Genomic DNA, 25132 nt, shown 5'->3' with positions numbered 1-25132 from the left:
AATCACGGGATTTTCGGGCTGATATGCGTTCAGCCCTTGACCGCGCCTGCCGTCATTGAGCCGCTGATCTGGCGATACATGATGAGGCCGAGCAGCATCGGCGGCAGGGCGCCGACGATCATGACGGCCGAGGCGACGCCCCACTGAACGCCGCCGCCGCTGGCGGCGAAGAAGAACGAAGCGCCGACGGTGATGGGCACGGCCTTGGACGTGGTCAGCATCAGGCCGAACAGGAACTCGTTCCAGGCGGTGATGAAGCCGAAGATCAGGCTGGTGACGATGGCCGGGCGACAGAGCGGCGCAATCACCCTGGTCAGGATCTGGAAACGCGTGGCGCCGTCCATCAGTGCCGCCTCGTCGAGTTCGCCGGGCAGGTCGCGGATGGCGTTGACCAGGATGACCAGCGCCAGCGGCAGATTGACGATGGCAAGGATCAGGCCGAGGCCGAGGCGCGTGTCGAGCAGCGAGAGCCACTGAAACATCATGTAGAGCGGAATGGCGAAAATGATCAGCGGCACGGCGCGCAAGTTGACGATGAGCGGCAACAGCGTGCGTTCGCCGAGCTTGCCGCGGGCGATCGCATAGGCAGCGGGCAAAGCCAGCGCCACCGCAAGCAGCGTGCCGAGGGCCGCGACAGCCACGCTGTTCACCAGATAAAGAAAAATGTTCAACCGGTCGGACACCGTAAACACGGTGGCATAGTTTTCGAGCGTCGGTGCGTAGACCCAGAGGCCCGGATTGGTCGACAGCTCGCGCGCGCTCTTGAACGAGGTCGAGAGCGTGACGAGGATTGGGAAATTCATCGCCAGTGCGGCGATGGCGAAGACGATCCAGCGGAGGGCGTTGATCATCAGCGGGCTCCCTTGCGACGGGCGGCAAGCGCGTTGAGGCCGTAGAGCACGGCAAACGACACCACGAACAGAATGACCGAAGCCGCGACCGCCTTGCCGATAGCTCCCTGTTTGAAGAAGGCTTCGTAGATGTAGATCGACAGTGAAGCGGTGGAGCCGCCCGGGCCGCTGCCTGTCAGCACATAGACATTGTCGAAGACGCGGAAGCCATCGATGAAGCGGATGAGCAGGGCAACCACGATCGTCGGCGCCATCAGCGGCAGTTCGATGTACCAGAGACGGTGGCGATAGCGCGCGCCGTCCATGGCGGAAGCCTCGATGATCTCCTTGGGGATGGCCTGGTAGGCCATGTAGAACAAAAGGAAGGCGAACGGCGTCCACTGCAGCGTTTCGACGGCGACCAGCGTCCAGAAGGCCGAGCTCGGTCCAAGGAACGAGAAGCTCGCGCCGAACCAGGTCCAGAGATAATAGGGCACCGGGCCGACGAACTCGTGCAGCACGAGGCGGTACATCAGGCCGACGAGCGCCGGCGCCACCATCAACGGCAACATCAGGATCGCCATCAGCCAGCTGCGCTTTTCGACGAGCGGCGACAGGAAGATCGCGAGGAACAGGCCGAGCGCACATTCGAGCAGCGCGGTCAGCAGGCCGAAGCGGAAGGAGAACCAGCTCGCCTGCCAGAACGACTGATCGTTCCAGACGGCGGCGAAGTTGGAGAAACCCGTGATCTCGGGGCTGCGCAGGGTCTCGAAACTGACCTCGGAGACCGAGTAGACGAGATTGACGATAGCCGGGAAGCCAAGGAAGACGAGCAGGAACAGCACCAGTGGCACTGCCAGCAGACGGAATTCGGACGAGGGGGCGCGTTGCGAAAGCGTTGTCATCAATCGATCTAAGGCTGGCGTTCCAATGGAAGCAATGGTGGCTGGCCGACCCCCGAAGCGGCGGTCGTGTCGGGGGCATGCACCTGGACGGGCTCAGGATTCGACACCTCGGACCCGTCCGGGCAGAACGGATGCCAGGATCGCCCGGCCATACCAGGGGCGTGGAAGCGCGGAGAAGTGCCGAAATCCCTAACCTGTAGGAGTGGCCGGCGACGGCCTGGTGCTGCCGCCGGCCAGCCGATTACTTGAGCAGCTCGGTCATGCCCTTTTCGGTGTTGGCAAGGGCATCGTCGAGCGACTGCTGGCCCGACCAGTAGCCGGTGAACTCCTTGGCCTGGAGTTCGTAGACCGAGAGCGCCTTGGCCGAGGTGCCGCCGTTCATGACGTAGCCATACTTGCTGGCGAACTCGCCGAGCTTGACCAGGTCGGGGCGCTCGGCCGCGACTTCCTTGACGACGTCGGGGGTGAGTGCCGGCGCGCCGCTGCTCCTGGCGTAGATCAGCGCTGCTTCCTTTGAAGACAGCCACTTGATGAAGGCCTTGGCGCCATCCTTGTTCTCGGCGTTCTTGTTGAGGCCGAAGCCGAGGCCATGGATGTGGGTGAAGCGGCCCTCGGGTCCGGCCGGCGGGGCGATGGTCTCGGTGACCTCGGCAACCGTCGGCGACTTCTCCTTGGAGGTCAGGTCGGAGGCAGCCGCGTTCCATTGCATCATCGCCGCAACCTGGCCCGAGGCGTAGGCGGCGTTGGCTTCGGCGAACTCGTAGGACAGCGAGTCACGCGGGGTGGCGCCGGCGTCATAGAGCAGCTTGTAGGTCTCGAGGCCCTTGCGATAGGCCTCGGAATTGACCGTCACCTTTCCGCTCTCGTCCATCCAGTTGCCGCCGTAGGAACGCGGCAGCGACTGGAACACCATCATGTTGAACAGGAGGTTCTTGAGCTGCAGTACGGTGCCGTAGCGGGTCGGGCTGTCCGGGTTGACGGCCTGGGTGAAGTAGAGCGCCGTCGCCGCGTAGTCGTCCCAGGTCCACTCGTCCGGGTTTTTCGGCTCGAGCTTCTTGCCGAGGTGCTTCTCGGAAATCTCGGCGAATCTGGCCTTGGCTGCGTCATCCTTGAGCAGCGCCTCGACCAGGTCCTTGCGGTAATACATGAAGTGCAGCGAAAGATCGGTCGGCACGCCGAACTGCTTGCCTTCATACTGCATGGTGGAGAGCACGGAGTCGCCATAGACAGCCTTGGCCTCGTCCGAAAGCTCGACCGGCTCCATGAACGGCGCATAGCGGCCGATGGAGTATGTGGCGAGCAGGTTGACGTCGAAGGCCTTCGAGCCGGCGGCGAGGTCGGCTTGCAGCTTGTCCCAGAAGCCGTCGCGGTTGAAGAACAGCAACTCGACCTTGTTGGCGTCGGACGTGTCGGATTTGGCATTGTAGGCGTCGGCGGCGGCGCGCAGCGCGGTCTCCTCTGGGCCGCCCGGCCAGCCGAGCACGGTCACCTTGGCGAAGGCGGGGCTCGCCATCAGGCTGGCGATCGCAGCCGCGATCAGGCCGCCCTTTCTGAGCGTCGAAAATGTCATGTCGTGTTCTCCCTCTAGTTCAGTTCTGACGTTTTGCTAGATCCGCGATGCCCACGACGCCGGCGCTCTCTCCGAGTGCTGCCGCGTGAAGCTGCGGGGTGAGCCGTGGCGGCAGGCTTCCCAGTGCCTGCCGGACGGATTCGAGATATCCGGGTGCCAGACCGATGCCGCCGCCGATGACGATGCGGGCAGGGTCGAGCATGAGCTGGATATTGCGGCACAGAAGGGCGGTCTGGCCCACCGATGCCTTGATGATGTCCTGCGCCCAGGCTTGGCCTGCAGCTGCTGCCTCGAAGACCTCGCGCGCGGTGGCACCGGCCTGGCGCGGTGCCGCTTGTGCCGCCATCCAGTTGCCGGAGACGTGGTCCTCGAGCACGCCGGCGTTCTCGTCGAGGCTGCGCAGCAGACCGAAATGGCCTGATAGACCGCCGAGCAGGCGGCCGTTGACGACGATGCCGCCACCAATGCCGGTGGAGATGGTGAGGAAGACGAGGTCCTCGCTCTGGCCGGCGCCGCAGGAGAACTCGCCCCAGGCAGCGGCCTGTGCGTCATTGGCGGCGAGCACTGCGTCGGTGCCGGCGAGCCTTTTGACGGTTGCGACCAGCGGGAAGCCGTCGGGGATATCGAGCGTCTTGCGGTTGAGCGGCGACCAGCAGCCGTCGTCGATTATGCCGGAAACGGCGACGCCTACCGTGTCGTAGCGACCCTTCCAGCCTGAAATGGCGTCGAACAGAGCCGTCAGCCATTGCTCCGGACCACCGCTGCGCGGCGTCGGCATCTTGTGCGTTTCGACCACCGTGTCTTCGCGCACCAGGGCTGCGAGCATCTTGGTGCCGCCGATGTCGAGCGCAAGAACGGCCTCAGCCATGGTGATCAGGCTCCGGCCTTGGCGATGGTTTCGTCGAGTGCCGAGCGAAACCACGAGGTCACATATTCCGGCCGGGTGATGGCAGAGCCGACGACGACCATCGAGGCTCCGGACGCCAGCGCCTGCTGCGCCTGGGCGGGGGTGCGGACATTGCCCTCGGCGACGACGTGAGGCGTCAGCTTCCGCATCGCTGCCATCAGCGCAAAGTCGGGCTCGGTCGGTTCGACCGGGCCGGTGTAGCCGGCGAGCGTCGAGCCGACGACGTCGGCGCCTTCGGCCAGCGCCTGCTCGGCGTCGGAGATGACGGAGCAGTCGGCCATGGCGGCACGGCCGTGGGAATGGATACGCTCGATCAACGCGTTGGTCGCAACCGGGCGGATGCGCTGGGTGGCATCGTAGGCGATGACGTCGGCACCTGCGGCGGCCAGCGCGTCGATGTCTTCGAGCCAGGGCGTGATGCGGACGGGCGTGTCATCGAGGTCGCGCTTGACCAGGCCTATGATCGGCTTGTCGGTGGCGGCGCGGACGGCGGCGACATATTCGGCGGATTCGATGCGCAGAGCAGCAGCGCCGCCGTCGATGGCCGCCAGCGCGAAGCCCACGACCATCTCGGCCTTGTCCATGGCGCCATCCTTCACCGGCTGGCAGGACACGATCAGGCCATTGTCGAGGGCTTTGAAGTCAAGCGGCACGCGGGCATCTCCTGTGATGCCCAGACGGTAGCAGTCTAATACCAGATTGCAACAGGCTTTAAACTGGTATTATCGCATCAACTCGATGACGAAGTCGTAGACGTCGCCGCGGTACTTGGTCTGGGTGAACTCGACGATCTGGCCGTCGGCGAGGAAGCAGCGACGTTCCATGACCAGCAAAGAGGTGTCCTCGGGCGTGGCGAGAAGCTGGCGCTCCTCGTCGGTGGCGGGCTTGGCCTGCATGCGCTGCAGTGCCCGGACCGGCAGGGCGCCGGTGGCCTCGAGATATTCGTAGAGCGATTCCCCGACCGCCTGGGGATCCGGCACGAAACGCGCCGGCAGCGTGGCGATCTCGATGGCGATGGGTGTGTCGTCGGCGGTGCGCAGGCGGCGCAGGCGCACGACCTTTTCGCTGCCGGAGATGCCCAAGGCCATCATTTCGGCTGGCGAAGGCCGTGAAATCTCTCGCGAAATCCAGACGCAGCCGGGTTCAAGCCCGCGCGAGCGCATGTCTTCGGAAAAGCTGGTCATGGTTGCCAGCGACTTCTCCAGGCGCGACGACACGACGGTCTTTGCGCCCTGGCGGCGGTCGAGCAGCCCGTCGGAGACGAGGCCGTCGATCGCCTTGCGCACGGTGACGCGCGAAATGCCGAGCGCGTCGCACAGCGTGCGTTCGCTGGGGATGACGGCGCTACGCTTGAGGTGGGAGGCACCGATCGCCTCCTTGATGGCGTCCTCCAGCCGCCGGTACAGCGGTTCACCGCTCTCGCCGGAAAGCTGTCTTGCGAGGAAGTCGAGGATTGCCTGATCGCCCATCGGAGCCACCTGTGGAAAGTCGCTCCTTTATGCAGAATTTTTATCAGGTGTTAAACTGGTATTGTCCTTGTCGGGTCGTTTTCCAGTCTCTTTGCGGCTCACACCGTCAGCAGCTTGCGGATTTCGGGCGTATCGAGGTCTCCGGCGGCGCCTGTATGGACGATCCTGCCACGGTCCATGATGTAGACGACGTCGGCGAGCTCGCGGCAGAAATCGAGATATTGCTCTACCAGGAGCACGGCGATGCCGGCGGTGTCGCGCAGGTAGCGGATGGCACGGCCGATGTCCTTGATGATCGACGGCTGGATGCCTTCTGTCGGCTCGTCGAGCACCAGGAGTTTCGGCCGCATGACCAGCGCCCGGCCGATCGCCAGCTGCTGTTGCTGACCGCCCGAGAGGTCGCCGCCGCGCCGTGCCAGCATCTGCTTCAGAACAGGAAACAGCTCGAAGACGTGTTCGGGCACCGTGCGTTCGCCCCGCTTCAGCGGCGCGAAGCCGGTCTCCAGGTTCTCCTGTACCGTCAGCAGCGGAAAAATCTCGCGCCCCTGCGGCACGAAAGAGATGCCCGACCGGGCGCGATCGTATGCCGCGCTCCGGTCGAGCGCCTTCCCCTCGAAGGCAACCGTACCCGATGTCAGCCTGTGCTGGCCGACGATCGATCTCATCAGACTTGTCTTGCCCACGCCGTTGCGGCCAAGCACGCAGGTGATCTTGCCGGCGTCGGCGCGCAGCGAGACGCCGCGCAGCGCCTCGGCCGCGCCGTAGTGGAGAACGGCGTCGTTGACCTCAAGCATCGCCCGGCTCCATCGACTGGGCCCCCCGCGCCCCCGTCGCCAGGACGGGGGTGGCGGCCCTTCCGGAGCGCCAGGGGAGGTTGGTGAATTTCGTTTGCGACATGGCCTGCGGCGATGCTGAAGTTTCCCGCTTTGGGACCGTCGCTAGATAAGTAACGCGCCACCACATCGTCAGCGCCCCAGATAGACTTCGACGACAAGTTCGTCTGACGAGACGAAGTCGAGCGTGCCTTCCGACAGCACGGAGCCTTCGTGCAGGCAGGTCACCTTGACGCCGAGTTCGCGGACGAAATGCATGTCATGCTCGACGACGATGACCGAATGCGTCTCTGCGATGTCCTTGAGCAGGCGGGCGGTCTCGAAGGTTTCGGCGTCCGTCATGCCGGCTACCGGCTCGTCGACGAGCAGCAGCTTCGGGTCCTGCGCGAGAAGCATGCCGATTTCGAGCCATTGCTTCTGGCCGTGCGACAGGCCGGCAGCCGGCTCGTTGCGCCGGGCTCCGAGCCGGATGACGCCGAGGATGTCGTCAATGCGCCGGCGGTCGGCTGCCGAAGAGCGATAGAAGAGTGCCGAGAAGATCGAGCGCTGCCCCTTGAGCGACAGCAGCAGGTTGTCCTCGACAGTATGGTTCTCGAACACCGTCGGTTTCTGGAACTTGCGGCCGATACCCATCATGGCGATCTCTGCCTCGTCATGACGCGTCAGGTCGATCTGGCCGTCGAAAAAGACCTCGCCGCTGTCGGGGCGGGTCTTGCCGGTGACGATGTCCATCATCGTCGTCTTGCCGGCGCCGTTGGGGCCGATGATGGCCCGCATCTCGCCCCTGTCGAGCACCAGCGACAGGTCGTTGATGGCGCGGAAGCCGTCAAAGGCAACCGACACGCCGTCGAGATAGAGGATGGTTCCGCTCATGCTCATCCCGTCACTCCGCCGGCTGGGGCTCGGTCCGCGCGGCGGCCTTTTCTTCGGCCGGCACCGCGCGCGTGGTCCGCATCTGCTGCCACCGGTCCCACAGGCCGACGATGCCGCGCGGCAATAACAGGGTGGAGGCGATGAACAGGCCGCCAAGTGCGAACAGCCAGAGTTCGGGCAAGGCGCCGGTGAACCAGCTCTTGGCGGCGTTGACGGCGATGGCACCGACAATCGGCCCGACGATGGTTCCGCGGCCGCCGACTGCGGTCCAGATCACGACCTCGATCGAATTGGCCGGATCGAATTCACCGGGGTTGATGATGCCGACCTGCGGCACGTAGAACGCGCCCGCTATGCCGGCCATCATGGCCGACAGCGTGAAGGCGAACAGCTTGACGTTCTCCGCCCGCCAGCCGAGGAAGCGCGTGCGGCTCTCCGCATCGCGCACGGCCATCAGAAGCTTGCCGTATTTCGAACCGACCACCAGCCAGGTGACCAGCACGCCGAGCGCCAGCGCTACCGCGCTCGCGGCAAACAGCGCCGAGCGCGTTTCGCTTGCCTGGACGCTGAAGCCAAGGATGTCCTTGAAGTCGGTCAGGCCGTTGTTGCCGCCGAAGCCCATGTCGTTGCGGAAAAAGGCAAGCAGCAGGGCATAGGTCATGGCCTGGGTGATGATCGACAGATAGACGCCGGTGACGCGGCTGCGGAAGGCAAACCAGCCGAAGACGAAGGCGAGCAGGCCCGGCACGGCCATGACCATCAGCGCTGCGAACCAGAAGTGATCGAATCCGAGCCAGTACCAGGGCAGTTCCTTCCAGTTGAGGAACACCATGAAGTCGGGCAGGTCAGGGTTGCCGTAGACGCCGCGCGCGCCGATCTGGCGCATCAGATACATGCCCATGGCGTAGCCTCCGAGGGCGAAGAAGGCGCCGTGGCCGAGTGACAGGATGCCGCAATAGCCCCAGACGAGGTCGAGCGCGAGCGCAAGCAGGGCATAGCAGAGATATTTGCCGGCCAGCGCCACGACGTAGCTCGGCACGTGGAAGGCACTCTCGGCCGGCACCGCGAGATTGAGCACTGGCACGATGACCGCAGCCGCGAGCAGCGTGGCGATGGTGACGGCGATACGTCGGTCGGAGGAAAACAGGCGACGCGCGATCATGCTTCCACCGCCCGTCCCTTGAGCGCGAACAGGCCGCGCGGCCGCTTCTGGATGAACAGGATGATCAGCACCAGCACCAGGATCTTGCCGAGCACCGCACCGGCGTAAGGCTCGAGGAACTTGTTCAGAACGCCAAGCGTCATCGCGCCGATGAAGGTGCCCCAGAGATTGCCGACACCGCCGAAGACCACGACCATGAAGCTGTCGATGATGTAGCCCTGGCCGAAATTGGGCGAGACATTGTCGATCTGGCTCAGCGCCACCCCCGCGATCCCTGCGATGCCCGAGCCGAGCGCGAAGGTGAAGGCGTCGACCCATGGCGTGCGGATGCCCATCGAGGCGGCCATGCGCCGGTTCTGGGTCACCGCGCGCATGCGCAGGCCCCAGCTCGTCCGCTTCATGATGAAGACCAGCAGAAGGAAGACGGCGAGGCAGAACAGCACGATCCAGAGCCGGCTCCAGGTGATTGTCAGCTGCCCGAGCTGGAACGCGCCGGCCATCCAGCTCGGCGCGCCGACCCCCTGATTGGTCGGGCCGAAGATGGTGCGGACAGCCTGCTGCAGGATCAGCGAGACACCCCAGGTTGCCAGAAGCGTTTCGAGCGGACGGCCATAGAGGAAACGGATCATGCCGCGTTCGATGGCGAGGCCGACGCCGCCGGCGACGAGGAAGGCGGCAGGCAAGGCGATGGCCAGCGACCAGTCGAACAGGTCGGGCGCGAAGGCGCGGATCGCCTGCTGCACGACGAAGGTGGTGTAGGCGCCGAGCATGACCATCTCGCCATGGGCCATGTTGATGACGCCCATGACGCCGAAGGTGATGGCGAGGCCAATGGCTGCGAGCAGCAGTACCGAGCCGAGCGAGATGCCGTACCAGACGTTCTGCGCCACCTGCCAGGCGGCCATGCTGGTCTCGATCTGCGCGACCGAGCGGGCGGCCGCCTCGGCCAGTGCGCCGGTGCTTGCGGCCTGGAAGGCGGTCAGCTGGGCCAGCGCGTCGCTGTCGCCGCGGTTTGCAAGAACGGCGATGGCAGCGCGTTTTTCGGCCTCGTCGAGATCGGAAACCAGGACTGCGGCGGCGCGGGCCTGGGCAAGCGCTGCTTTGACCTTGGCGTCGGTCTCGCCGGCAATCGCTGCGTCGAGGGCTGGCAACGCCGTCTTGTCGGGGCGCTTGAGCATGGTGCTTGCCGCCGACAGCCTCACAGTTGGATCGGCCGATCCGAGGGTAAGCCCACCCATGACGTCACGGATGGTGCGGCGGAGCGCGTTGTTGACCTTGACCTTGGCAATATCGGCCTTGCCAACCGTGCCGGCTGCTGTCCCGTCGAGCGGATTGGACAGCGAGACCGTTTGGCCGTCTTCCTTGCCTGCGAAGACGCCTTTATCGGACTTTCTGACATAGAGGTTGCCGTCGGCCAGAGCCGACAGGATGCGCTCGACTGCCGGTTCACCGGTGGCGGCAAGATCGCGGACGACGGCTTCCGTCTCGTGGAAGTTTTTTGTCGTGGCGAGCCGGGCGAGCAATGCCCGCAAGTCTGGCTCGTCCGCGCGGGCAAGCGACGGCAGGCCCGTGCAAGTGACGATCAAGGCCAGGATTAGTCTGCGGACGAACTGCATCTGGGATGGCACCTGTTGGGGCGATGGAAATTCGGTCACCGGGCGGCCGCGACAAGTGCCGCCCGTCGACCTCTTCGCAGAGCGCTAGTTGGTCGTGCCCTTGCCACCGCATTTGCCGGTAGCCACGTTGAAGTTTCCGCACGACATCGGCGCGCGCCAGTCGGCGATCAGGTCCTTGGAATCGGGCAGGTAGTCGGACCATTCGTCGCCGACCACGAGGCCTGCCGTCTGCCACACCGTCTCGAACTGGCCGTCGGCCTGGATCTCGCCGATCAGCACCGGCTTGGTGATGTGGTGGTTGGGCATCATGGTCGAGAAGCCGCCCGAGAGGTTGGGCACCGAGACACCAACGATGGCGTCGATGACGGCGTCCGGATCGGTGGTGCCAGCCTTCTCGACCGCCTTCAGCCACATGTTGAAGCCAATGACATGGGCTTCCATCGGGTCGTTGGTCACCCGCTTGTCGTTCTTGGTGTAGCCCTTCCAGGCCGAGATGAACTCGGCGTTGGCGGGGCTATCGACTGACTGGAAATAGTTCCAGGCGGCGAGATGGCCGACCAGCGGCGCGGTGTCGAGGCCGGCGAGTTCTTCCTCGCCGACCGAGAAAGCGACCACCGGAATGTCCTCGGCCTTGATGCCCTGGTTGCCGAGCTCCTTGTAGAACGGCACGTTGGCGTCGCCATTGATGGTCGAGACGACGGCGGTCTTCTTGCCGGTCGAGCCGAACTTCTTGATGTCGGAGACGATGGTCTGCCAGTCGGAATGCCCGAACGGCGTGTAGTTGACCATGATGTCCTCGGCGGCGACGCCCTTCGACTGCAGATAGGCCTGCAGGATCTTGTTGGTCGTCTGCGGATAGACATAGTCGGTGCCGGCCAGCACCCAGCGCTGCACGCCTTCTTCGTTCATCAGATAGTCGACGGCAGGAATGGCCTGCTGGTTGGGCGCGGCACCGGTGTAGAACACGTTGCGCTGGCTTTCCTCCCCTTCATACTGGACGGGATAGAACAGCAGGCTGTTGAGCTCCTCGAAGACCGGCAGCACCGACTTGCGTGACGACGAGGTCCAGCAGCCGAAGACGGCGGCGACCTTGTCCTGCTCGATCAGCTGGCGTGCCTTTTCGGCAAATAGCGGCCAGTCCGAAGCCGGATCGACGACGACGGCCTCGAGCTTCTTGCCCAGCAGCCCGCCCTTCTTGTTCTGCTCCTCGATGAGGAACAGCATCGTGTCCTTCAGCGTCGTTTCCGAAATGGCCATCGTGCCGGACAGCGAATGCAGCACGCCAACCTTGATGGTGTCGTCTGCTGCCCATGCCGGAGCTGCGAAGCTCAGGCCGGCACCGACTATCCCGGCCATGGCCGCGGCGGTCCAATTTGCTAGATGTCCCCTCATTACCAGTCTCCCATTTGGCTTTGTTGCACTGAACAATGTCATGCAATCGTCATGCCAATCGCTCAGGGCCGGTTTGGAGGTAGGGAAAGTCGCGCATTTCCATAAGGTTGGCCTAATGCACCCGAAGGCACGGCTGCTCATGCCGCCAACCGGCGTCCCAGGATTTGTGCATTGCACAGCAAATATGCCAGTTTTTTGCCCATATCGGATTTTTGCATAAACTATGAGCAAGAGTGCCCTCGCGGTAATGCCGGCCGTCGAGATGCTGGGAGCCATGAACCAATCGCCGGCTTTGCTCGTAAGAGAGGGAGAACGGGCATTCCGAGGAGCAGCCATGCGCCGGAACAACGATGCTGGGCGAGTCGTGAGCAACAGGCGGCTGGCGTGGGTCACTGGTGCCGGCTCCGGCATCGGCCGCGCCTTGGCGTTGCGGCTTGCCAGCGAAGGCTGGCAGGTCGTGGCAAGCGCGCGGACGGCGAGCGATCTCGCCGAACTGGCCGCCGAGGCGCCGGGTCGTATCCGTGCATTCCCGCTCGACGTGACCGCCGAGGCGACCGTACTCGAGACGGTTGCCCGCATCGAGGGCGAAATCGGGCCGATCGATCTCGCCGTGCTGAACGCCGGCACCTATGCGCGCGACTCCGCCGCTGAGTTCGACGCCGGCGCCTTTCGCGCCACCGTTGACGTCAATCTGATGGGTTGCGTGCATTGCCTGGCCGCGCTGATGCCGCGCATGCTGGCGCGCCAGGGCGGGCACGTTGCCGTGGTGTCTTCGGTTTCAGGCTTCGTCGGCCTGCCGGGCGCTGCAGCTTATGGCGCGACCAAGGCAGCGCTGATCAACATGTGTGAAGCGCTGCACCCTGAACTCGCGGCTCGGAACGTGCGGCTCAGCCTCGTCTGTCCGGGTTTCGTCGACACGCCCCTGACACGGAAGAACGATTTTCCGATGCCGTTCATGATCTCGGCAGACGCTGCGGTCGACCACATCATAACTGGCCTGAAATCGCGGCGTTTCATGACTGCTTTTCCATGGAAGATGGTGCTGTCGATGAAGCTCCTGGCGGCGATGCCAGAGCGGCTGCGCTTTGTGATCACGCGGCGCATGGTCCGTGACTGACGGCACGGCGAAGGTCGGTGGACCCGGCTCTATTGCGCGTGTTCAGGAACCCTTGTCGTCACGACGGTGGTGCTGATCTTTTGAACTGCGGCGTTGTGCCGGTGGACGGGGATGCCCTTCCACCAGATGCGCAGCGCCTCCCAGTGAATGCCAAGCGTCACCTTCAGCGTCATCAGCGGGTAGCGTAAGAGGGCGCCGAGCAAGGCGCGGTCGGTGAGCTCTTGACGCCTGCCGGCAAAGGAGGCGGCAAGAAGTGGGCCTTCGGCGTCCGATTCATCGATGCGCACCAGGACCCTGTCACCGGGCGGCTCGATGTGGAAGCGGTAGAAACATGCCATCGGCATGAAGGGCGAGACGTAGAGTTCCTTTGCGCAGCCTTGATGTATCGGGCCGCTCGCTCCGGCATCGACCGGAATGACGTAGGTGTGGCGTTCGCCGAAGGTGTTGCAGACCTCGTAGAGGATCGCCCTGAGCGGGCCATCGGGCGCGTGGCAGAAATAAACCGTCAGCGGATTGAAGACGTAGCCGAGGATGCGGGGATAGCAGAGCACCCGGATGCGCATGCCGCTCTCCAGCCTATCGGCCTTGGCCAGTTGCGCCTCGACCCAGCCGCGCAGGCCGCTGGGGCTGCCGTCGCCGTGGTCGGCATCCCAGAAGCTGAGGATTGCACAGCGGTTGTAGCCGAACAGCCGGGAAGTCACGCTGACACCGGGCATTTCGTCGAGATCGAGCAGCAGCGAGAAGACGCGGTAGTGTAGCCTGTGGCGACGTGGCCTGAGCCGCGTATGTGTGACCGTGCCAGAAAACAGCGCGGAGCGCAGGCTCATTCGGCTGCCTCCAGCCGGGGCATCAGCGCAATCCGCCCGGATTCGTCGCGCACCTTCCACGGTCGCCTGATGTCGGCGAGACTTTCGGCAACGGCGAGGCCGGATTGCAGGCCGTCCTCGTGGAAACCGAAGCCGAAGTAGGCACCGCAGAACCAGGTTTGGCGTCGGCCCTGCAGGCGCCAGAGCTGCTGCTGGGCGTCGAGCGCGCGCTGGTCGAACAGCGGATGAGTGTAGTCGTAGCGCCCGATGATCTTTGCGGGATCGATGTCACGTGTCGGATTGAGTGTCACGAACAGCGGATGGCGCATGTCGAGGTTCTGCAGCCGGTTCATCCAGTAGGTCACGCATAGCGGCTGCCTGTCTTCGTTGCGGTCCTCGCCGATATAGTTCCAGCTGGACCAGACCCTCTTGCGCCGCGGCATGAGGTTCTCGTCGGCATGCAGCACCGCCAGATTGTCGGTGTAGCGGAAGGCGCCAAGCAAAGCCCGCTCCTGCTGGTCGGCGTCAGAGAGCAGGTCGAGCGCCTGGTTGGCATGAGTGGCGATGACGATATCGGTGAAGGTGTCGGCATGTCCCTTGGTGTCGGTGACTACGACCCGGCCGTTCTTGCGCGCAATATTGCCGACAGCCGTGCTCAGCCTGATGTTGTCGGCGAAGTCGGCGCTCAGTCGGCGAACATATTCCCGGCTGCCGCCAAGCACGGTTCGCCACTTCGGCCGGTCGGCCAGGCTGAGCAGGCCATGGCTGGCGAAGAACCTGACGAAGGCGAGCAGTGGGTAAGCGCGCATGTCGCGTGCCGTTGTTGACCAGATCGCTGCTCCCATTGGCAGCAAATGGTCCTCGACGAAAGCCGGAGCATAATCGTTGCGATCGAGATATTCGCCGAGGCTGACGCCGTGCAGGTCGGCGCGAATGAGCAGCGCCGGCGCCTCGCGGTAGAAGCGCAGGATGTCACGCATCATTCGCCAGAAGCGCGGCCGGATGACATTGCCGCGCTGGCCGATCAGGCCGTTGAGGCCGGAGCCCGAATATTCGAGCTTGCCGCCTTCGAGCGAGGCAGCGAACGACATGTTGGAAGCTGCCGTCGGCACGCCGATTTCACGGAACAGGGCGACGAGGTTGGGATAGTTGCGTTCGTTGTAGACGATGAAGCCGGTGTCGACGGGCAGGGCGCCGTTGTTGGTCGGAACCATGACCGTGTTGGAATGGCCGCCAAGGCGAGGCTCGCTTTCGTAGAGCGTGACATCAAGCTTGCGGCCGAGCAGCCAGGCTGCCGAAAGACCTGATATGCCGGATCCGATGACGGCGACGCGGCGCGCGTGATCGGGCAATTCCTTGCTGGTGTCGATGCTCACGTCTCGCCTTTCCGCTGCGCCTTATGCTGCTAGATACGGAGCGCAGGCCCCGGCGGATCGCTGGGACGCGAAATTTTTCCGAAGCGAGTGATCCGGCGGTCGCTCGCCGGCGTACCAACAGCATGAACACGGTCGTTTCCATCGGCGTTCCGGCGTGGCAGAAACGCTTCAAGGCGGGGCATTGGCGCTCCGTGCCATGGCATGGTGATTTGGGAACTGCCGACATGAACCGCCCGACTGGCGTCGACGATGGTTCCGACATGCGAGAACTGCTGTGCGCTGTCGGTGCCCGGCGGGACATCGAGGCTTACGAACGTCTGTTTCGCCACTTCGCGCCGCGTGTGAAGGCCTACATGGCGAAGACGGGCGGCAAAGGCCAGCAGGCCGAGGAGCTGATGCAGGAAACCATGATCGCCGTGTGGAACAAGGCGGAGCGTTACGATCCGGCGAAGGGGGCGGCGTCGACCTGGATCTTCACTATTGCGCGTAACCTGCGCATCGACGCTTTCCGGCGTGAAAGGCGACCGGAATTCGACCCGGAAGATCCCGCCTTCGTGCCCGACGATGTCGCTCCCGCCGATGCCGAGCTCGACATGCGCGAGACATCGGAACAGCTTCACCAGGCAATTGCAGCCCTGCCTGCGGAACAGGCGTCGCTGCTCAAACTGTCGTTTTTCGAAGACCAGTCGCACAGCGCGATCGCGCAGCGCCTGAACCTGCCCCTCGGGACGGTCAAGTCGCGCATGCGCTTGGCCTTCGACAAGTTGCGGGCCGCGCTCGCCCGCTCCGGAGACGTGTCGTGACCATTCGTCACCATATCAGCGACGACCTGCTCATCAGCTATGCCGCCGGCAGCCTGGCTGAGGGCTGGAGCATTGCGGTGGCTACGCATCTCGCGCTGTGCCCAGCCTGCCGGCGTCGCCTGACAGTGGCCGAGGCCGTCGGCGGCGAGTTGCTCGATACGATGGAAGACGAGGCCTCGGTCGACCAGTCCTGGGCCAGCGTGCGCAGCCGTTTGCAGCAACCCGAGACCGCGGCCGCCCGCCAAAGCTCTGTTGGGCACAGCGGCGGCTTGCCGGAGCCGTTGCGCTCCTATGTCGGTGGCGATTTCGACACGCTTAAATGGCGGCCGCTCGGACGCGGCGCGTACCAGATCCCTATCAAGACGGGCGATCGCGAAACCATGGTCAGGCTGCTGCGCATTCCCGCCGGCAAGCCGGTGCCGGAGCACAGCCATGGCGGCCGCGAGCTGACGCTGGTGCTGGCCGGCAGCTTTCACGATGGCACGGGTCTGTTTGCGCGTGGCGACCTCGAGGACGCCGACGCCAGCCTGACGCACCAACCGGTAGCCACGCCTGAAGCCGACTGTATCTGCCTTGCGGTGACCGACGCGCCGCTGCAGTTCCGCAGCTGGATCATGCGGGCGATCCAGCCTCTGCTTGGGATTTGACCGGTCCGTTGTTCGAACGCAGCCAAAGGTGCTCATGATCGCCAGCTACGCCACTGCCTACGTCGCCACTGCCGTCGTCTTCTTCGGCCTCGATTTCCTGTGGCTGTCCACCATCTCGACGAACTTCTACCGCAGCCGCATCGGCGCCCTGCTTCTCGACCAGCCCCATTTCGGCGTCGCCGGCCTGTTTTACTTCGTCTATGTCGCCGGCATCGTGCACTTCGCGACGATGCCGGCGCTGAACGGCGCGAGCTGGACGACAGCGCTGCTCAATGGCGCTCTTCTCGGTCTCGTCGCCTACGGCACCTACGACATGACAAACCTGGCCACGCTGAAGAACTGGTCGGTGACGGTCAGCGTCGTCGACATGGCCTGGGGCGTCGCTCTCACCGGCACCGCCGCAACGATCGGGTATCTGGTCACCGCCTGGGCGATGGCCAGGCCGAGCTGATGAGGGCTGCCTTCGCGGCATAGCCAACAGGCAAGGCAGGAGCCGAGGTCTTCTTCATCGACTCGGTGGCGCCGGCAGGCTTGATCGCTCGCGATGACGGAGCGACAGCCGATCGGCCAGGCATGACCGTCGGGCGATCGCTTAGTCGTCGAGGCGACTTGCAACCAGTGCCGGGATTTCTTTCAGGGCGAAGGCACGGAAAGCAGCGGCCACGGGTGAGGGCGGGACGTCCCGCCGTTCGACCAGTCCGACCTGCCTGCTTGCCGCCGCATCGGCCAGTTCGAGCACCGCCACGCCATCATGGGCGCCGTGCATGGTAAAAGACGGCAGGATGGTCAGGCCGAGCCCGGCCTTCACCAGTGCCACCAGCGAGGTGACGTTGTAGACGGTCATCAGCGACCGTAACGAGGGCTGCTTGTGCGCCTCCGCATCGATCCTGTCGGATGCGCCGTTACGGATCAGCGTCGCATCGTGGAGGTCGATCCATCTGCGCTCGCGCCACACCGCGGACTGGCGCCGAAGGAGGAGGCAAGCCTTCGCTTGGCGAAACAGTTTGAAATCATCTTGACGAAAGATGCCGATTGATATTTAGTTCGGTGATAGAACGAACTAATAGAGCCGATATGACCGATGCACCTCGTATCTCCCGGCAATTCTCGCAGCGCTCCGTCATGGAAGCGATCGTTCAGGGTGGACCGATTTCGCGCGCGTCCATCGCCAAGCTGACGGGGCTCTCGAAGCAAACGATCTCCGAAATCGTCCGGGACCTGGAGGATGGCGGTTGGGTGCGCGAGACCGGGCGCACGAGTGGTCATGTCGGGCGTACGGCAGTTACCTATGAGCTGGTCGTCGATGCCGCATTCATCGTCGCCGTCGACCTGGGTGGCACCAAGGTTCGCGTGGCGGTGACCGACCTTGCCGGACAGATCGTCATCGAAGATGCAGCGCCGACAGATTGCGCGGAGGCAGGCCACTGGTCACGCAGATCGCCGGCATGGCGCTTTCGGCTGCTGAAAAGGCCAAGGTGACGCGCGAGAAACTGCGGCTTGCAGTCGTCGGCGTTCCCGGAGCGCCCGATAACCGCACCGGCCGCGTGCTGCTTGCGCCGAACATCCGCGATTTCGACAACATGGATGTGCTGGAGGCCTTCAGGCAAGCGCTCGGTTTTGAGGTCGTTCTTGAAAACGACGTCAACCTCGCGGCACTCGGCGAAAGTTGGCAAGGCCAGGGGCAGGGTATCGACAATCTTGCCTATGTGGCGCTCGGCACAGGTATCGGCAGCGGCCTCATCCTTGGAGGCAATCTCGTGCGCGGCGCTGCCAACGCGGCCGGCGAAATGGGCTTCCTGCCGATTGGCGCCAATCCATTCGATCCGGAGTCGCTTAGGGTCGGTGCCTATGAGCGCGCGGTCGCCACGCACGGTATCATCGAGCGCTACGAAACTACCACCGGCGAGAACATAAGCGTTCCCGTCATATTTGAACGCGCCGCAGCCGGAGACGCAGCGGCCGTTGCCGCCATCGACGAAACATCGCGCCAGGTCGCCTGCGGCATTGCCGCTATCTGCGCCATCGCCAACCCGCAACTCGTGATCCTCGGCGGCTCCATCGGCCTTCGACCAGAAATCCTGGAACGCGCACGCCATTTCCTGCCGCAGTGCTTTCCCTACCCGGTCGACGTCGTCTCCGGCGAACTTGGGGCGCGGGCGGCACTTGTCGGCGCGACGGCGGTTGGCCTCAGCCAGCTGCACAACACGCTCTTCGGCGTCGCAACGCCGAATGCCGGCCTTTCCCTTCCGCCTACCGGCGCGGAATCCCCCCAGGAGGCCGCAGAATGACGGTAGAAAGCGACCTTTTCGGCCGTCTTCGCGCGGCACTCGATGGCGATGCAGCCATCGACCTGTTCCGCGGTGCGATCCATCGCGACAGCATCACCGGCAACGAGGCCAATGTCGTCGCCTATCTTGCCGACGCGATGCGCAAGCTCGGCCTCTCCGACGTGACGACGGCAGATTTCCTGCCCGGGCGGCCGAATGTCTGGGGTGAGCGCAAAGGTGCCGGCGGCGGCAAACGCCTGCTCTTCATCGGCCATACCGACGTCGTCCATGTCGATGGCTGGCGCGAAAACTGGGCCGGTACGGAGCGTGAGGATCCCTTCGGTGCGGCCATCGTCGACGGCGCGGTCTGGGGCCGTGGCGCAGGCGACCTAAAAGCCGGCATCACCTCGTCGCTTGCCGCCTTGGCGCTGCTTGACGCGGCAGGCATCCAGCTTGCCGGTGACATCTCTTTCGCCTTTGTCGGCGACGAGGAGAGCGGCCAGCCGGGCACCGGTGTCTCGGCCGGGATCAAGGATTATGTGGCGCGCATCGAGGCCGGCGAAGTCGCGCGGCCCGATTTCGTCGTCTATGTCGAGCCGACGCAGCTTGCCGTCTACCCGGCGCAGATCGGTTTCTTCATCACCGATATCACCATTACCGGGCGCTCGGCCTATTTCGGCGTACCGGAACTCGGCAAGGATGCGCTGCGCGCCAGCCATGCGGCGATGAGCGCGCTGTGGAGGCACTCCGACGCAATTTCCGCCCGCGCCGAGCATTCACTTGTAGGTCGCTCCTTCCTGCTGATCACCGGGCTCAGCGGTGGTGGCTACATCGCCGTCCCCGAAAAATGCGAACTGTCGCTGATCCGCAAGCTTTTGCCGGGCGAGTCGCTCGACCAGGCGGCCGCGGGGATCGAGGACGCCGTGCGTGGCGCCATCGACGACCCGGAAATTGCGGTGGAGTTCTCCTACCCAGCCGGCCGAGACCATGCGCTTGGCGGCACGGCGGCTGAGATCGATGCGGGCTCTCCTGAGGTCGCGATGCTGTCACAGGCAATCGGTGGTGCGCTGTCCGGCCGCGGCAGCATTCAAGGCGCGCCATTCTGGTCGGAATCGCCGTTCTTCGTAAACCGGCTCGGCATTCCGGCGGTCTATTGCGCGCCCGGCGATATCCGGAATTGCCACACCTACAACGAACACGTCGAGATCGAAGAATTTCTCGCGGGCGTCATCGGCTTTGCGGCCTTCATGGCGCGTTTTTGCGGAACAGTTGACTGAACCATCCGAACCAAAAGGGAGTGAGACGATGCAGATGAAAAAATGGCTGACCGGAGCCCTGACCGCCGGCCTTATCATGAGCGCCGGAGCCGCCATTGCCCAGACCGTCGGCCCGGCCGGTGAGATGGCAACGCCGAGTTCCGAAGTCACGCTCAGCGACGCCGACATTGCGGCGCTAAAGGACAAGGGCTACAAGGCAGCACTCCTCTGGCACACCTCGTCCGACTTCACCAATGCGGTCGGCCAGGGTGCAACCGACGAGTTCAAGCGCGCCGGCATCGACATTGCGGTGACGACGGACGCTCAGTTCGACGCCGCGCGCCAGCGCAGCGACATCGAGACAGCACTTGCCGCCAAGCCGAACGTCATCCTGGCATTGCCGCTCGATCCGGTGACGTCGGCCGAAGCGTTCCGCCAGGCCGTCGCCGACGGCGCCAAGCTGGTGTTCCTGTCGAATGTGCCAAAGGACTACAAGCACGGTACGGACTACGCCGCGATCGTTACCGACGACCTCTACCAGATGGGCAAGCAGGCGGCCGATGCGTTGGCCAAGTCCATCGGCGGCAAGGGTACGGTCGGCTACATCTTCCACGACGCCACCTACTACGTCACCAACCAGCGTGACCAGGCATTCAAGTCGACCATCGAGAAGGACTATCCTGACATCAAGATCGTCGCGGAGCAGGGCATTTCCGATCCGGCGCGCGCCGAGGAGCTGGCCAATGCGATGCTGCTGAAAAATCCGGATCTCGACGGTATTTACGTCACCTGGGCCGAGCCGGCGGACGGCGTGTTGGCGGCGCTGCGCGGCGCGGGTAACACCAAGACGAAGATCGTCACGCTCGATCTCGCCGAGCCGGTCGCCCTCGACATGGTCAAGGGCGGCAATGTGACGGCGCTGGTCGCCGACAAGGCCTATGAACTCGGCCGCGCCATGGCGGCTGCCGGCATGAAGTCGCTGCTCGGTCAGGAGACGCCGGCCTTCGTCGTTGCCCCGGCGCTGACGGTCACCAAGGACAATGTGTCCCAAGGCTGGAAAGACTCGCTGAACCGCGACGCGCCGCAATCGGTGCTCGACGCAGCGAAGTGACCGCCTGACTGCGGCGGCGCCAGGCCGCCGCAGTCCCGTAACCCGAGTATCGCAGTTTCACGGGAGGAAACCATGCGCATTGCAACGACACTGGCCTTGATGACCGGCATTTTGGGCGCCCATGCCTACGCGGCAGACGGCGCGACGACAGGACCGCATGGCGAAGGGCCGACGTCCGCAAGCACCGTCACACTGACCGCTGAGGAAGAACAGAAGATCAAGGATGGCAGCTTCACCGCCGCCCTCGTCTGGCACGAGATGAGCGAATACACCAATGCGGTGAACGCCGGTGCCCAGGACGAATTCAAGCGCCTCGGAATCGAGGTCGTTGCGCAGACCGATGCCGGCTTTGACAGCGCGCGCCAGAAGGCCGATGTCGAGACGGTGCTGGCCAAGAAGCCGTCGATCATCGTGTCGCTTCCGGTCGATCCGGCCAGCGCCGCCGCTGTCTACGATCCCGCCCGTGCCGCCGGGGTCAAGCTCGCCTTCGTCGACAATTCGCCGGCCGGCTATGAACACGGCAAGGACTATGTGACGATCGTTTCCGACGACCTGTTCCAGATGGGCAGCAAGGCCGCCGTCGCGATGGCCGATGCCTTGGGCAAGACGGGCAAGGTCGGCTACATCTTCCATGACGCCGATTTCTACGTGACCAACCAGCGCGACCAGGCCTTCAAGAAGACCATCGAGCAGGACTATCCTGACATGAAGATCGTCGCCGAGCAGGGCATGGCCGATCCCGCCCGCAGCGAGGAGATCGCCCAGGCGATGGTGACGCAGCACCCCGACCTCGACGGCATCTACGTCACCTGGGCCGAGCCGGCTCTGAGCGTATTGTCCGCGCTGCGCGCGGCGGGCAACAGCCACACCAGGATCGTCACGCTCGACCTCAATGAGCCGGCGGCGCTCGACATGGTCAAGGGCGGCAGCGTCGCGGCGCTGATCGCCGACGAGGCCTACAATATCGGCGTAACCGCAGCCCGCTCGGCGGCCGGCGCGATGCTCGGCAAGGAGGCTGCGCCCTTTCTCGTCGTCGATTCCCTTGCTGTCACCAAGGACACGGTGAAGGAGGGCTGGAAGACGTCGCTGAACAAGGACGTCCCGCAATCCATTGCCGATGCCCTGAAATAAGCCACGTCCGGTCGGCTCTCATTCACGGAGATAAATCATGTCCAGTACCAATCAGGGTGCCGCGGTCCGCGCGGCGGGGCTGGCCGGTCGCGTCAACCTGCAGCAGTACGTCGTCTATGTCGGCTTCCTGGCAATCTTCCTGTTCTTCGCCATCGTGCTGAAGGACAGCGGGTTCCTGACCGTCCGCAACCTTTCGAACATCGTGCTGCAGACCGCGCCTGCGACGATCATGGCCATTGGCCTCGTCTTCGTCATGTCGGCGGGAGAGATCGACCTCTCCATCGGCTCGACGGTTGCCGTGGCAGCGCTTGCTGCCGCGGTCACCATGCAGGGTTACGGCCTCGTCCCCGGCGTCTTGGCGGGGCTCGGATGCGGCCTGTTGATCGGCCTCGTCAATGGTGTGCTCGTCGCCTATGTCAGGCTACCGTCCTTCCTTGTCACGCTTGCGACACTGGGGCTGTTTGCCGGTGTGTCGCGATCGATGACAGACCTGCGCAGCATTCCCGTCACTAATGAGGCCTTCACCGGCTTCTTCGGTTCCGGATCTATGCTCGGCATTCCCTCGCTCATCTGGTGGACGGCGATTGCCGTCGCCTTCGGTCATATCCTGTATCGTGAAACCCGTTTCGGCGCGCATGTCCTGGCGATCGGCGACAATGCCCGGGCGGCCAGTGTTTCCGGCATTTCGGTGCCGAAGATGCGGCTTGCCGTACTGATGATCTCAGGTGCGCTCGCCGGCCTTGCCGGCCTGCTCTATGCCGGTCGCCTGCAAGCCGCGAAATACACGCTCGGCGAGACCGACCTGATGACGGTCATCGCTGCCGTCATCGTTGGTGGCACGCTGCTCAATGGCGGCAAGGGCTCGATCATCGGCGCGCTCGTCGGCTCGCTGATGATGGGCATGCTCAACAATGGTCTCATCCTGATGGGCCTTTCCGTTTCCGACCAGATGATCGTTCGCGGTCTCATCATTCTTGCCGCAGTCGCCGTGTCGCTGCGCGAAAAGTCCCGCTGAGGAGGATCGAATGTTTCTCGACGTCTTGCGCCGGCGCAATCCAGGCTTCGTCGAAGCAGCGCAAAAACTTCACCGCGAGGGCAAGATCCCGGCCAATGCCTATGTGATCGACCTCGATACGATCGAGCGTAACGCCGGTATCCTCAAGGACGAGGCGACGCGGCTTGGCCTGAAGATCTTTGCCATGACCAAGCAGTTCGGCCGCTCGAGCTCGGCCTGCCAGGCGATCCTGCGCGGGGGCATCGAGCGTTCCGTGGCCGTCGATATGGCCTGTGCCAAGGCGACCCACAGGGCCGGCCTCAAGCTTGGCCATCTCGGCCATCTCCAGCAGGTCGCCCGCCACGAGGCCAATGGTGCTGCAAGGGTGCTTCAGCCGGATTACTGGACCGTGTTCAATGAGACAAAGGCGCGCGAGGCCGCAGCCGGCGCCAAGGCTGCCGGGCGCGTACAGAACCTGCTCGCCCGCATCCATGCCGAAGGCGATACGTTCTACCGCGGTCACGAAGGCGGGTTCGAGGCGGCCGACGTCGTTGAGGTCGCCAGCATGTTCGACAGCCTTGATGGCGGCCGTTTCGCCGGCATCACCACCTTCCCGGCGCTGCTCTTCGATCACCAGGCCCGCAAGGTCCTGCCGACGCCCAATCTCGCAACGCTGACGAAAACCGCTGAGGCGCTGGCGAGGGTTGGGCGCCGGAACATCGAGGTCAACGCTCCCGGCACGACCTCAAGCGTGCTGCTTGCCGCACTGGCAGAAGCCGGCGCCACGCAATGCGAGCCTGGCAATGGCCTGCATGGCACCACGGCCCTTCATGTCGTGGATGACCTGCCGGAGTTGCCCGCCATGCTCTATCTCACCGAAGTCTCCCACCTCTCGGGCGGCAAGGCCTATTGTTTCGGTGGTGGCTTCTACATCGACCCGATTTTCCCGGACTACGACGTCAAGGCCATCGTCTCCGACGAGCCGACGGTCGCGCCAGGCGCCTTGCGCAGCGTCGAAATCCCGCCGCCCTCGGCCATCGACTACTACGCGATGATCGACGCGACCTGCCCTGGCGCGCCAAAGCCCGGCGACACGGCCGTCTTCGGATTCCGCGGACAAGCGTTTGTCACCCGGGCCTATGTCGTCGGTGTGTCCGGCATTTCGTCAGGCGTGCCGAAGGTGGAGAGCATCGAGAATTCATTCGGCGAAACCACCGCCTGGCCGATCGAAGAGGGCAGAGCATGAACACGAACGCTGCCGTCAGCGGCCGCCCCGTTCTTGGGCTCAATGACATCCGCAAGACTTTCGGCGGCATCGTCGCCATCGAGAACTTTTCGCTGGAGGTCTATCCAGGCGAAATCGTCGCCCTGGTCGGCGACAACGGCGCCGGCAAGTCGACGCTGATCAAGATCATCTCGGGCGTGTACCTGCCGACTTCCGGGTCGATCGCCATCGAGGGCGAAACCGTCGCCATGTCCAATGCGACGATGGCGCGTGCGCATGGCATCGAGGTCGTCTACCAGGACCTCGCGCTCGCCGACCAGCAGACGGTCTATATGAACATGTTCCTTGGCCGCGAGCCGACGAATGCCTTAGGCCTTCTCGACCGGCGCCGGATGATCGCCGAGACGGAAAAGCTGGTGACGGAGCTCGATGTCCGCATCCCCTCCGCGCATTCAACGATCCGCGACCTTTCAGGCGGCCAGCGTCAGGGTGTCGCCATCGCCCGCGCGACGCATTGGGCCAGCAAGCTGATCCTGCTCGACGAACCCACCGCCGCGCTTGGCGTCGCGGAAACCGCTAAGGTGGAAGAGATCGTCGCCTCGCTAAAGACCCGCAACATCGGCGTCCTGATCATCAGCCACAGCCTCGATCAGGTCTTCAAGCTCTCCGACCGCATCTGCGTGCTTCGCCGCGGCAAGCAGATCGGCGTGCGCGAGACCAAGAAGACCGACAAGAACGAGATCATCGCCATGATCACCGGCCTGCAGCAGAGTTGACGGCGCGTCCGGGTGTTGGAGCCTGCAAAGCGAATGACTGAAACTCAAATGTCGCGTCAGATCTGA

At 64.1% G+C, this 25132-nt stretch carries 26 protein-coding genes; 12 read left to right on the top strand and 14 right to left on the bottom strand.

The window, feature by feature from the left end:
* Positions 1 to 29: 29 nt before the first annotated feature.
* The 11 genes from SLT36_RS29045 to urtA all read right to left on the bottom strand — a co-directional run bounded on the left by SLT36_RS29045 (position 30) and on the right by urtA (position 11521).
* On the bottom strand, positions 30 to 851 hold the full coding sequence (locus SLT36_RS29045) for a carbohydrate ABC transporter permease (protein ID WP_067967215.1): 822 nt from the start codon (positions 849 to 851) through the stop codon (positions 30 to 32).
* Positions 851 to 1735 (bottom strand): carbohydrate ABC transporter permease, encoded by an 885-nt coding sequence (locus SLT36_RS29040; protein ID WP_432289124.1) that lies wholly within the window; start codon positions 1733 to 1735, stop codon positions 851 to 853. Before SLT36_RS29040 ends, SLT36_RS29045 begins: the two co-directional genes overlap by 1 nt.
* A 241-nt stretch (positions 1736 to 1976) precedes the next feature.
* The gene (locus SLT36_RS29035; protein WP_432289122.1) at positions 1977 to 3305 is read right to left on the bottom strand and encodes an ABC transporter substrate-binding protein; all 1329 of its coding nucleotides are present in this window, start codon (positions 3303 to 3305) and stop codon (positions 1977 to 1979) included.
* A 19-nt stretch (positions 3306 to 3324) separates the two neighbouring features.
* Positions 3325 to 4173 (bottom strand): ROK family protein, encoded by an 849-nt coding sequence (locus SLT36_RS29030; RefSeq protein ID WP_432289120.1) that lies wholly within the window; start codon positions 4171 to 4173, stop codon positions 3325 to 3327.
* Positions 4174 to 4178: 5 nt separating this feature from the next.
* Positions 4179 to 4865 carry an N-acetylmannosamine-6-phosphate 2-epimerase gene (locus SLT36_RS29025; protein ID WP_432289119.1) on the bottom strand — a complete coding sequence of 229 codons (687 nt, stop codon included), beginning with the start codon at positions 4863 to 4865 and terminating at the stop codon, positions 4179 to 4181.
* 69 nt (positions 4866 to 4934) lie between these two features.
* Positions 4935 to 5681, bottom strand: a complete 747-nt coding sequence (locus tag SLT36_RS29020; protein ID WP_432289118.1) for a GntR family transcriptional regulator — start codon at positions 5679 to 5681, stop codon at positions 4935 to 4937.
* A gap of 98 nt (positions 5682 to 5779) precedes the next feature.
* Entirely contained in the window at positions 5780 to 6475 is a 696-nt protein-coding gene (gene urtE / locus SLT36_RS29015; protein ID WP_067967235.1) for an urea ABC transporter ATP-binding subunit UrtE, read from the bottom strand.
* A gap of 171 nt (positions 6476 to 6646) precedes the next feature.
* Positions 6647 to 7393: an urea ABC transporter ATP-binding protein UrtD gene (urtD, locus tag SLT36_RS29010; protein ID WP_432289116.1), complete on the bottom strand. Its 747-nt coding sequence runs from the start codon at positions 7391 to 7393 to the stop codon at positions 6647 to 6649.
* 4 nt (positions 7394 to 7397) lie between these two features.
* Positions 7398 to 8549, bottom strand: coding sequence for an urea ABC transporter permease subunit UrtC (urtC, locus tag SLT36_RS29005; protein WP_432289114.1), 1152 nt, complete (start codon positions 8547 to 8549; stop codon positions 7398 to 7400).
* On the bottom strand, positions 8546 to 10165 hold the full coding sequence (gene urtB, locus SLT36_RS29000) for an urea ABC transporter permease subunit UrtB (RefSeq protein WP_432289112.1): 1620 nt from the start codon (positions 10163 to 10165) through the stop codon (positions 8546 to 8548). The genes urtC and urtB overlap by 4 nt, the downstream gene beginning before the upstream one ends.
* An 84-nt stretch (positions 10166 to 10249) precedes the next feature.
* Positions 10250 to 11521 carry an urea ABC transporter substrate-binding protein gene (gene urtA, locus SLT36_RS28995; protein WP_432289110.1) on the bottom strand — a complete coding sequence of 424 codons (1272 nt, stop codon included), beginning with the start codon at positions 11519 to 11521 and terminating at the stop codon, positions 10250 to 10252.
* Between the two features lie 370 nt (positions 11522 to 11891).
* Between urtA and SLT36_RS28990 the strand changes: the two genes are divergently transcribed.
* On the top strand, positions 11892 to 12674 hold the full coding sequence (locus SLT36_RS28990) for an SDR family NAD(P)-dependent oxidoreductase (protein ID WP_432289108.1): 783 nt from the start codon (positions 11892 to 11894) through the stop codon (positions 12672 to 12674).
* Between the two features lie 29 nt (positions 12675 to 12703).
* On the opposite strand, the gene SLT36_RS28985 is transcribed toward SLT36_RS28990, so the two are convergent.
* Positions 12704 to 13501 carry a DUF1365 domain-containing protein gene (locus tag SLT36_RS28985; protein ID WP_432289106.1) on the bottom strand — a complete coding sequence of 266 codons (798 nt, stop codon included), beginning with the start codon at positions 13499 to 13501 and terminating at the stop codon, positions 12704 to 12706.
* Complete coding sequence (locus tag SLT36_RS28980; protein WP_432289105.1) at positions 13498 to 14856, bottom strand: NAD(P)/FAD-dependent oxidoreductase; 1359 nt, start codon at positions 14854 to 14856, stop codon at positions 13498 to 13500. Before SLT36_RS28980 ends, SLT36_RS28985 begins: the two co-directional genes overlap by 4 nt.
* Positions 14857 to 15116: 260 nt before the next feature.
* On the opposite strand from SLT36_RS28980, the gene SLT36_RS28975 reads away from it, so the two are divergent.
* From SLT36_RS28975 to SLT36_RS28965, 3 genes are read left to right on the top strand one after another with little or no spacing between them, the layout of a single operon-like run.
* Complete coding sequence (locus SLT36_RS28975; RefSeq protein WP_432289207.1) at positions 15117 to 15659, top strand: sigma-70 family RNA polymerase sigma factor; 543 nt, start codon at positions 15117 to 15119, stop codon at positions 15657 to 15659.
* On the top strand, positions 15656 to 16306 hold the full coding sequence (locus SLT36_RS28970; protein ID WP_182574697.1) for a ChrR family anti-sigma-E factor: 651 nt from the start codon (positions 15656 to 15658) through the stop codon (positions 16304 to 16306). The genes SLT36_RS28975 and SLT36_RS28970 overlap by 4 nt, the downstream gene beginning before the upstream one ends.
* 34 nt (positions 16307 to 16340) lie before the next feature.
* A complete protein-coding gene (locus SLT36_RS28965; protein ID WP_432289205.1) occupies positions 16341 to 16757 on the top strand; it encodes a DUF2177 family protein in 417 nt (138 codons plus the stop codon).
* A 141-nt stretch (positions 16758 to 16898) separates the two neighbouring features.
* On the opposite strand, the gene SLT36_RS28960 is transcribed toward SLT36_RS28965, so the two are convergent.
* Positions 16899 to 17261 carry a LysR substrate-binding domain-containing protein gene (locus SLT36_RS28960; protein ID WP_432289104.1) on the bottom strand — a complete coding sequence of 121 codons (363 nt, stop codon included), beginning with the start codon at positions 17259 to 17261 and terminating at the stop codon, positions 16899 to 16901.
* A gap of 119 nt (positions 17262 to 17380) precedes the next feature.
* On the opposite strand from SLT36_RS28960, the gene SLT36_RS28955 reads away from it, so the two are divergent.
* From SLT36_RS28955 to SLT36_RS28920, 8 genes are all read left to right on the top strand, one after another.
* Positions 17381 to 17785 carry a MarR family transcriptional regulator gene (locus tag SLT36_RS28955; protein ID WP_432289102.1) on the top strand — a complete coding sequence of 135 codons (405 nt, stop codon included), beginning with the start codon at positions 17381 to 17383 and terminating at the stop codon, positions 17783 to 17785.
* Positions 17752 to 18594, top strand: coding sequence for an ROK family protein (locus SLT36_RS28950; protein WP_432289100.1), 843 nt, complete (start codon positions 17752 to 17754; stop codon positions 18592 to 18594). Before SLT36_RS28955 ends, SLT36_RS28950 begins: the two co-directional genes overlap by 34 nt.
* On the top strand, positions 18591 to 19850 hold the full coding sequence (locus tag SLT36_RS28945) for a M20 family metallopeptidase (RefSeq protein ID WP_432289099.1): 1260 nt from the start codon (positions 18591 to 18593) through the stop codon (positions 19848 to 19850). Before SLT36_RS28950 ends, SLT36_RS28945 begins: the two co-directional genes overlap by 4 nt.
* 28 nt (positions 19851 to 19878) lie before the next feature.
* A complete protein-coding gene (locus SLT36_RS28940) occupies positions 19879 to 20940 on the top strand; it encodes a substrate-binding domain-containing protein (RefSeq protein ID WP_432289097.1) in 1062 nt (353 codons plus the stop codon).
* A gap of 72 nt (positions 20941 to 21012) precedes the next feature.
* Entirely contained in the window at positions 21013 to 22071 is a 1059-nt protein-coding gene (locus SLT36_RS28935; protein ID WP_432289095.1) for a substrate-binding domain-containing protein, read from the top strand.
* A gap of 37 nt (positions 22072 to 22108) precedes the next feature.
* Positions 22109 to 23086 carry an ABC transporter permease gene (locus tag SLT36_RS28930; protein ID WP_432289094.1) on the top strand — a complete coding sequence of 326 codons (978 nt, stop codon included), beginning with the start codon at positions 22109 to 22111 and terminating at the stop codon, positions 23084 to 23086.
* Positions 23087 to 23096: 10 nt separating this feature from the next.
* The gene (locus SLT36_RS28925) at positions 23097 to 24311 is read left to right on the top strand and encodes an alanine racemase (protein ID WP_432289092.1); all 1215 of its coding nucleotides are present in this window, start codon (positions 23097 to 23099) and stop codon (positions 24309 to 24311) included.
* Entirely contained in the window at positions 24308 to 25066 is a 759-nt protein-coding gene (locus tag SLT36_RS28920; protein WP_067967304.1) for an ATP-binding cassette domain-containing protein, read from the top strand. Before SLT36_RS28925 ends, SLT36_RS28920 begins: the two co-directional genes overlap by 4 nt.
* The last annotated feature ends 66 nt before the right edge of the window (positions 25067 to 25132 follow it).

This window comes from Aminobacter sp. BA135, assembly GCF_050859125.1.
GTDB lineage: Bacteria > Pseudomonadota > Alphaproteobacteria > Rhizobiales > Rhizobiaceae > Aminobacter > Aminobacter ciceronei.
The sequence above is the reverse complement of the archived record's forward strand: the minus strand, read 5'-3'. Positions and strand labels throughout refer to the sequence as shown.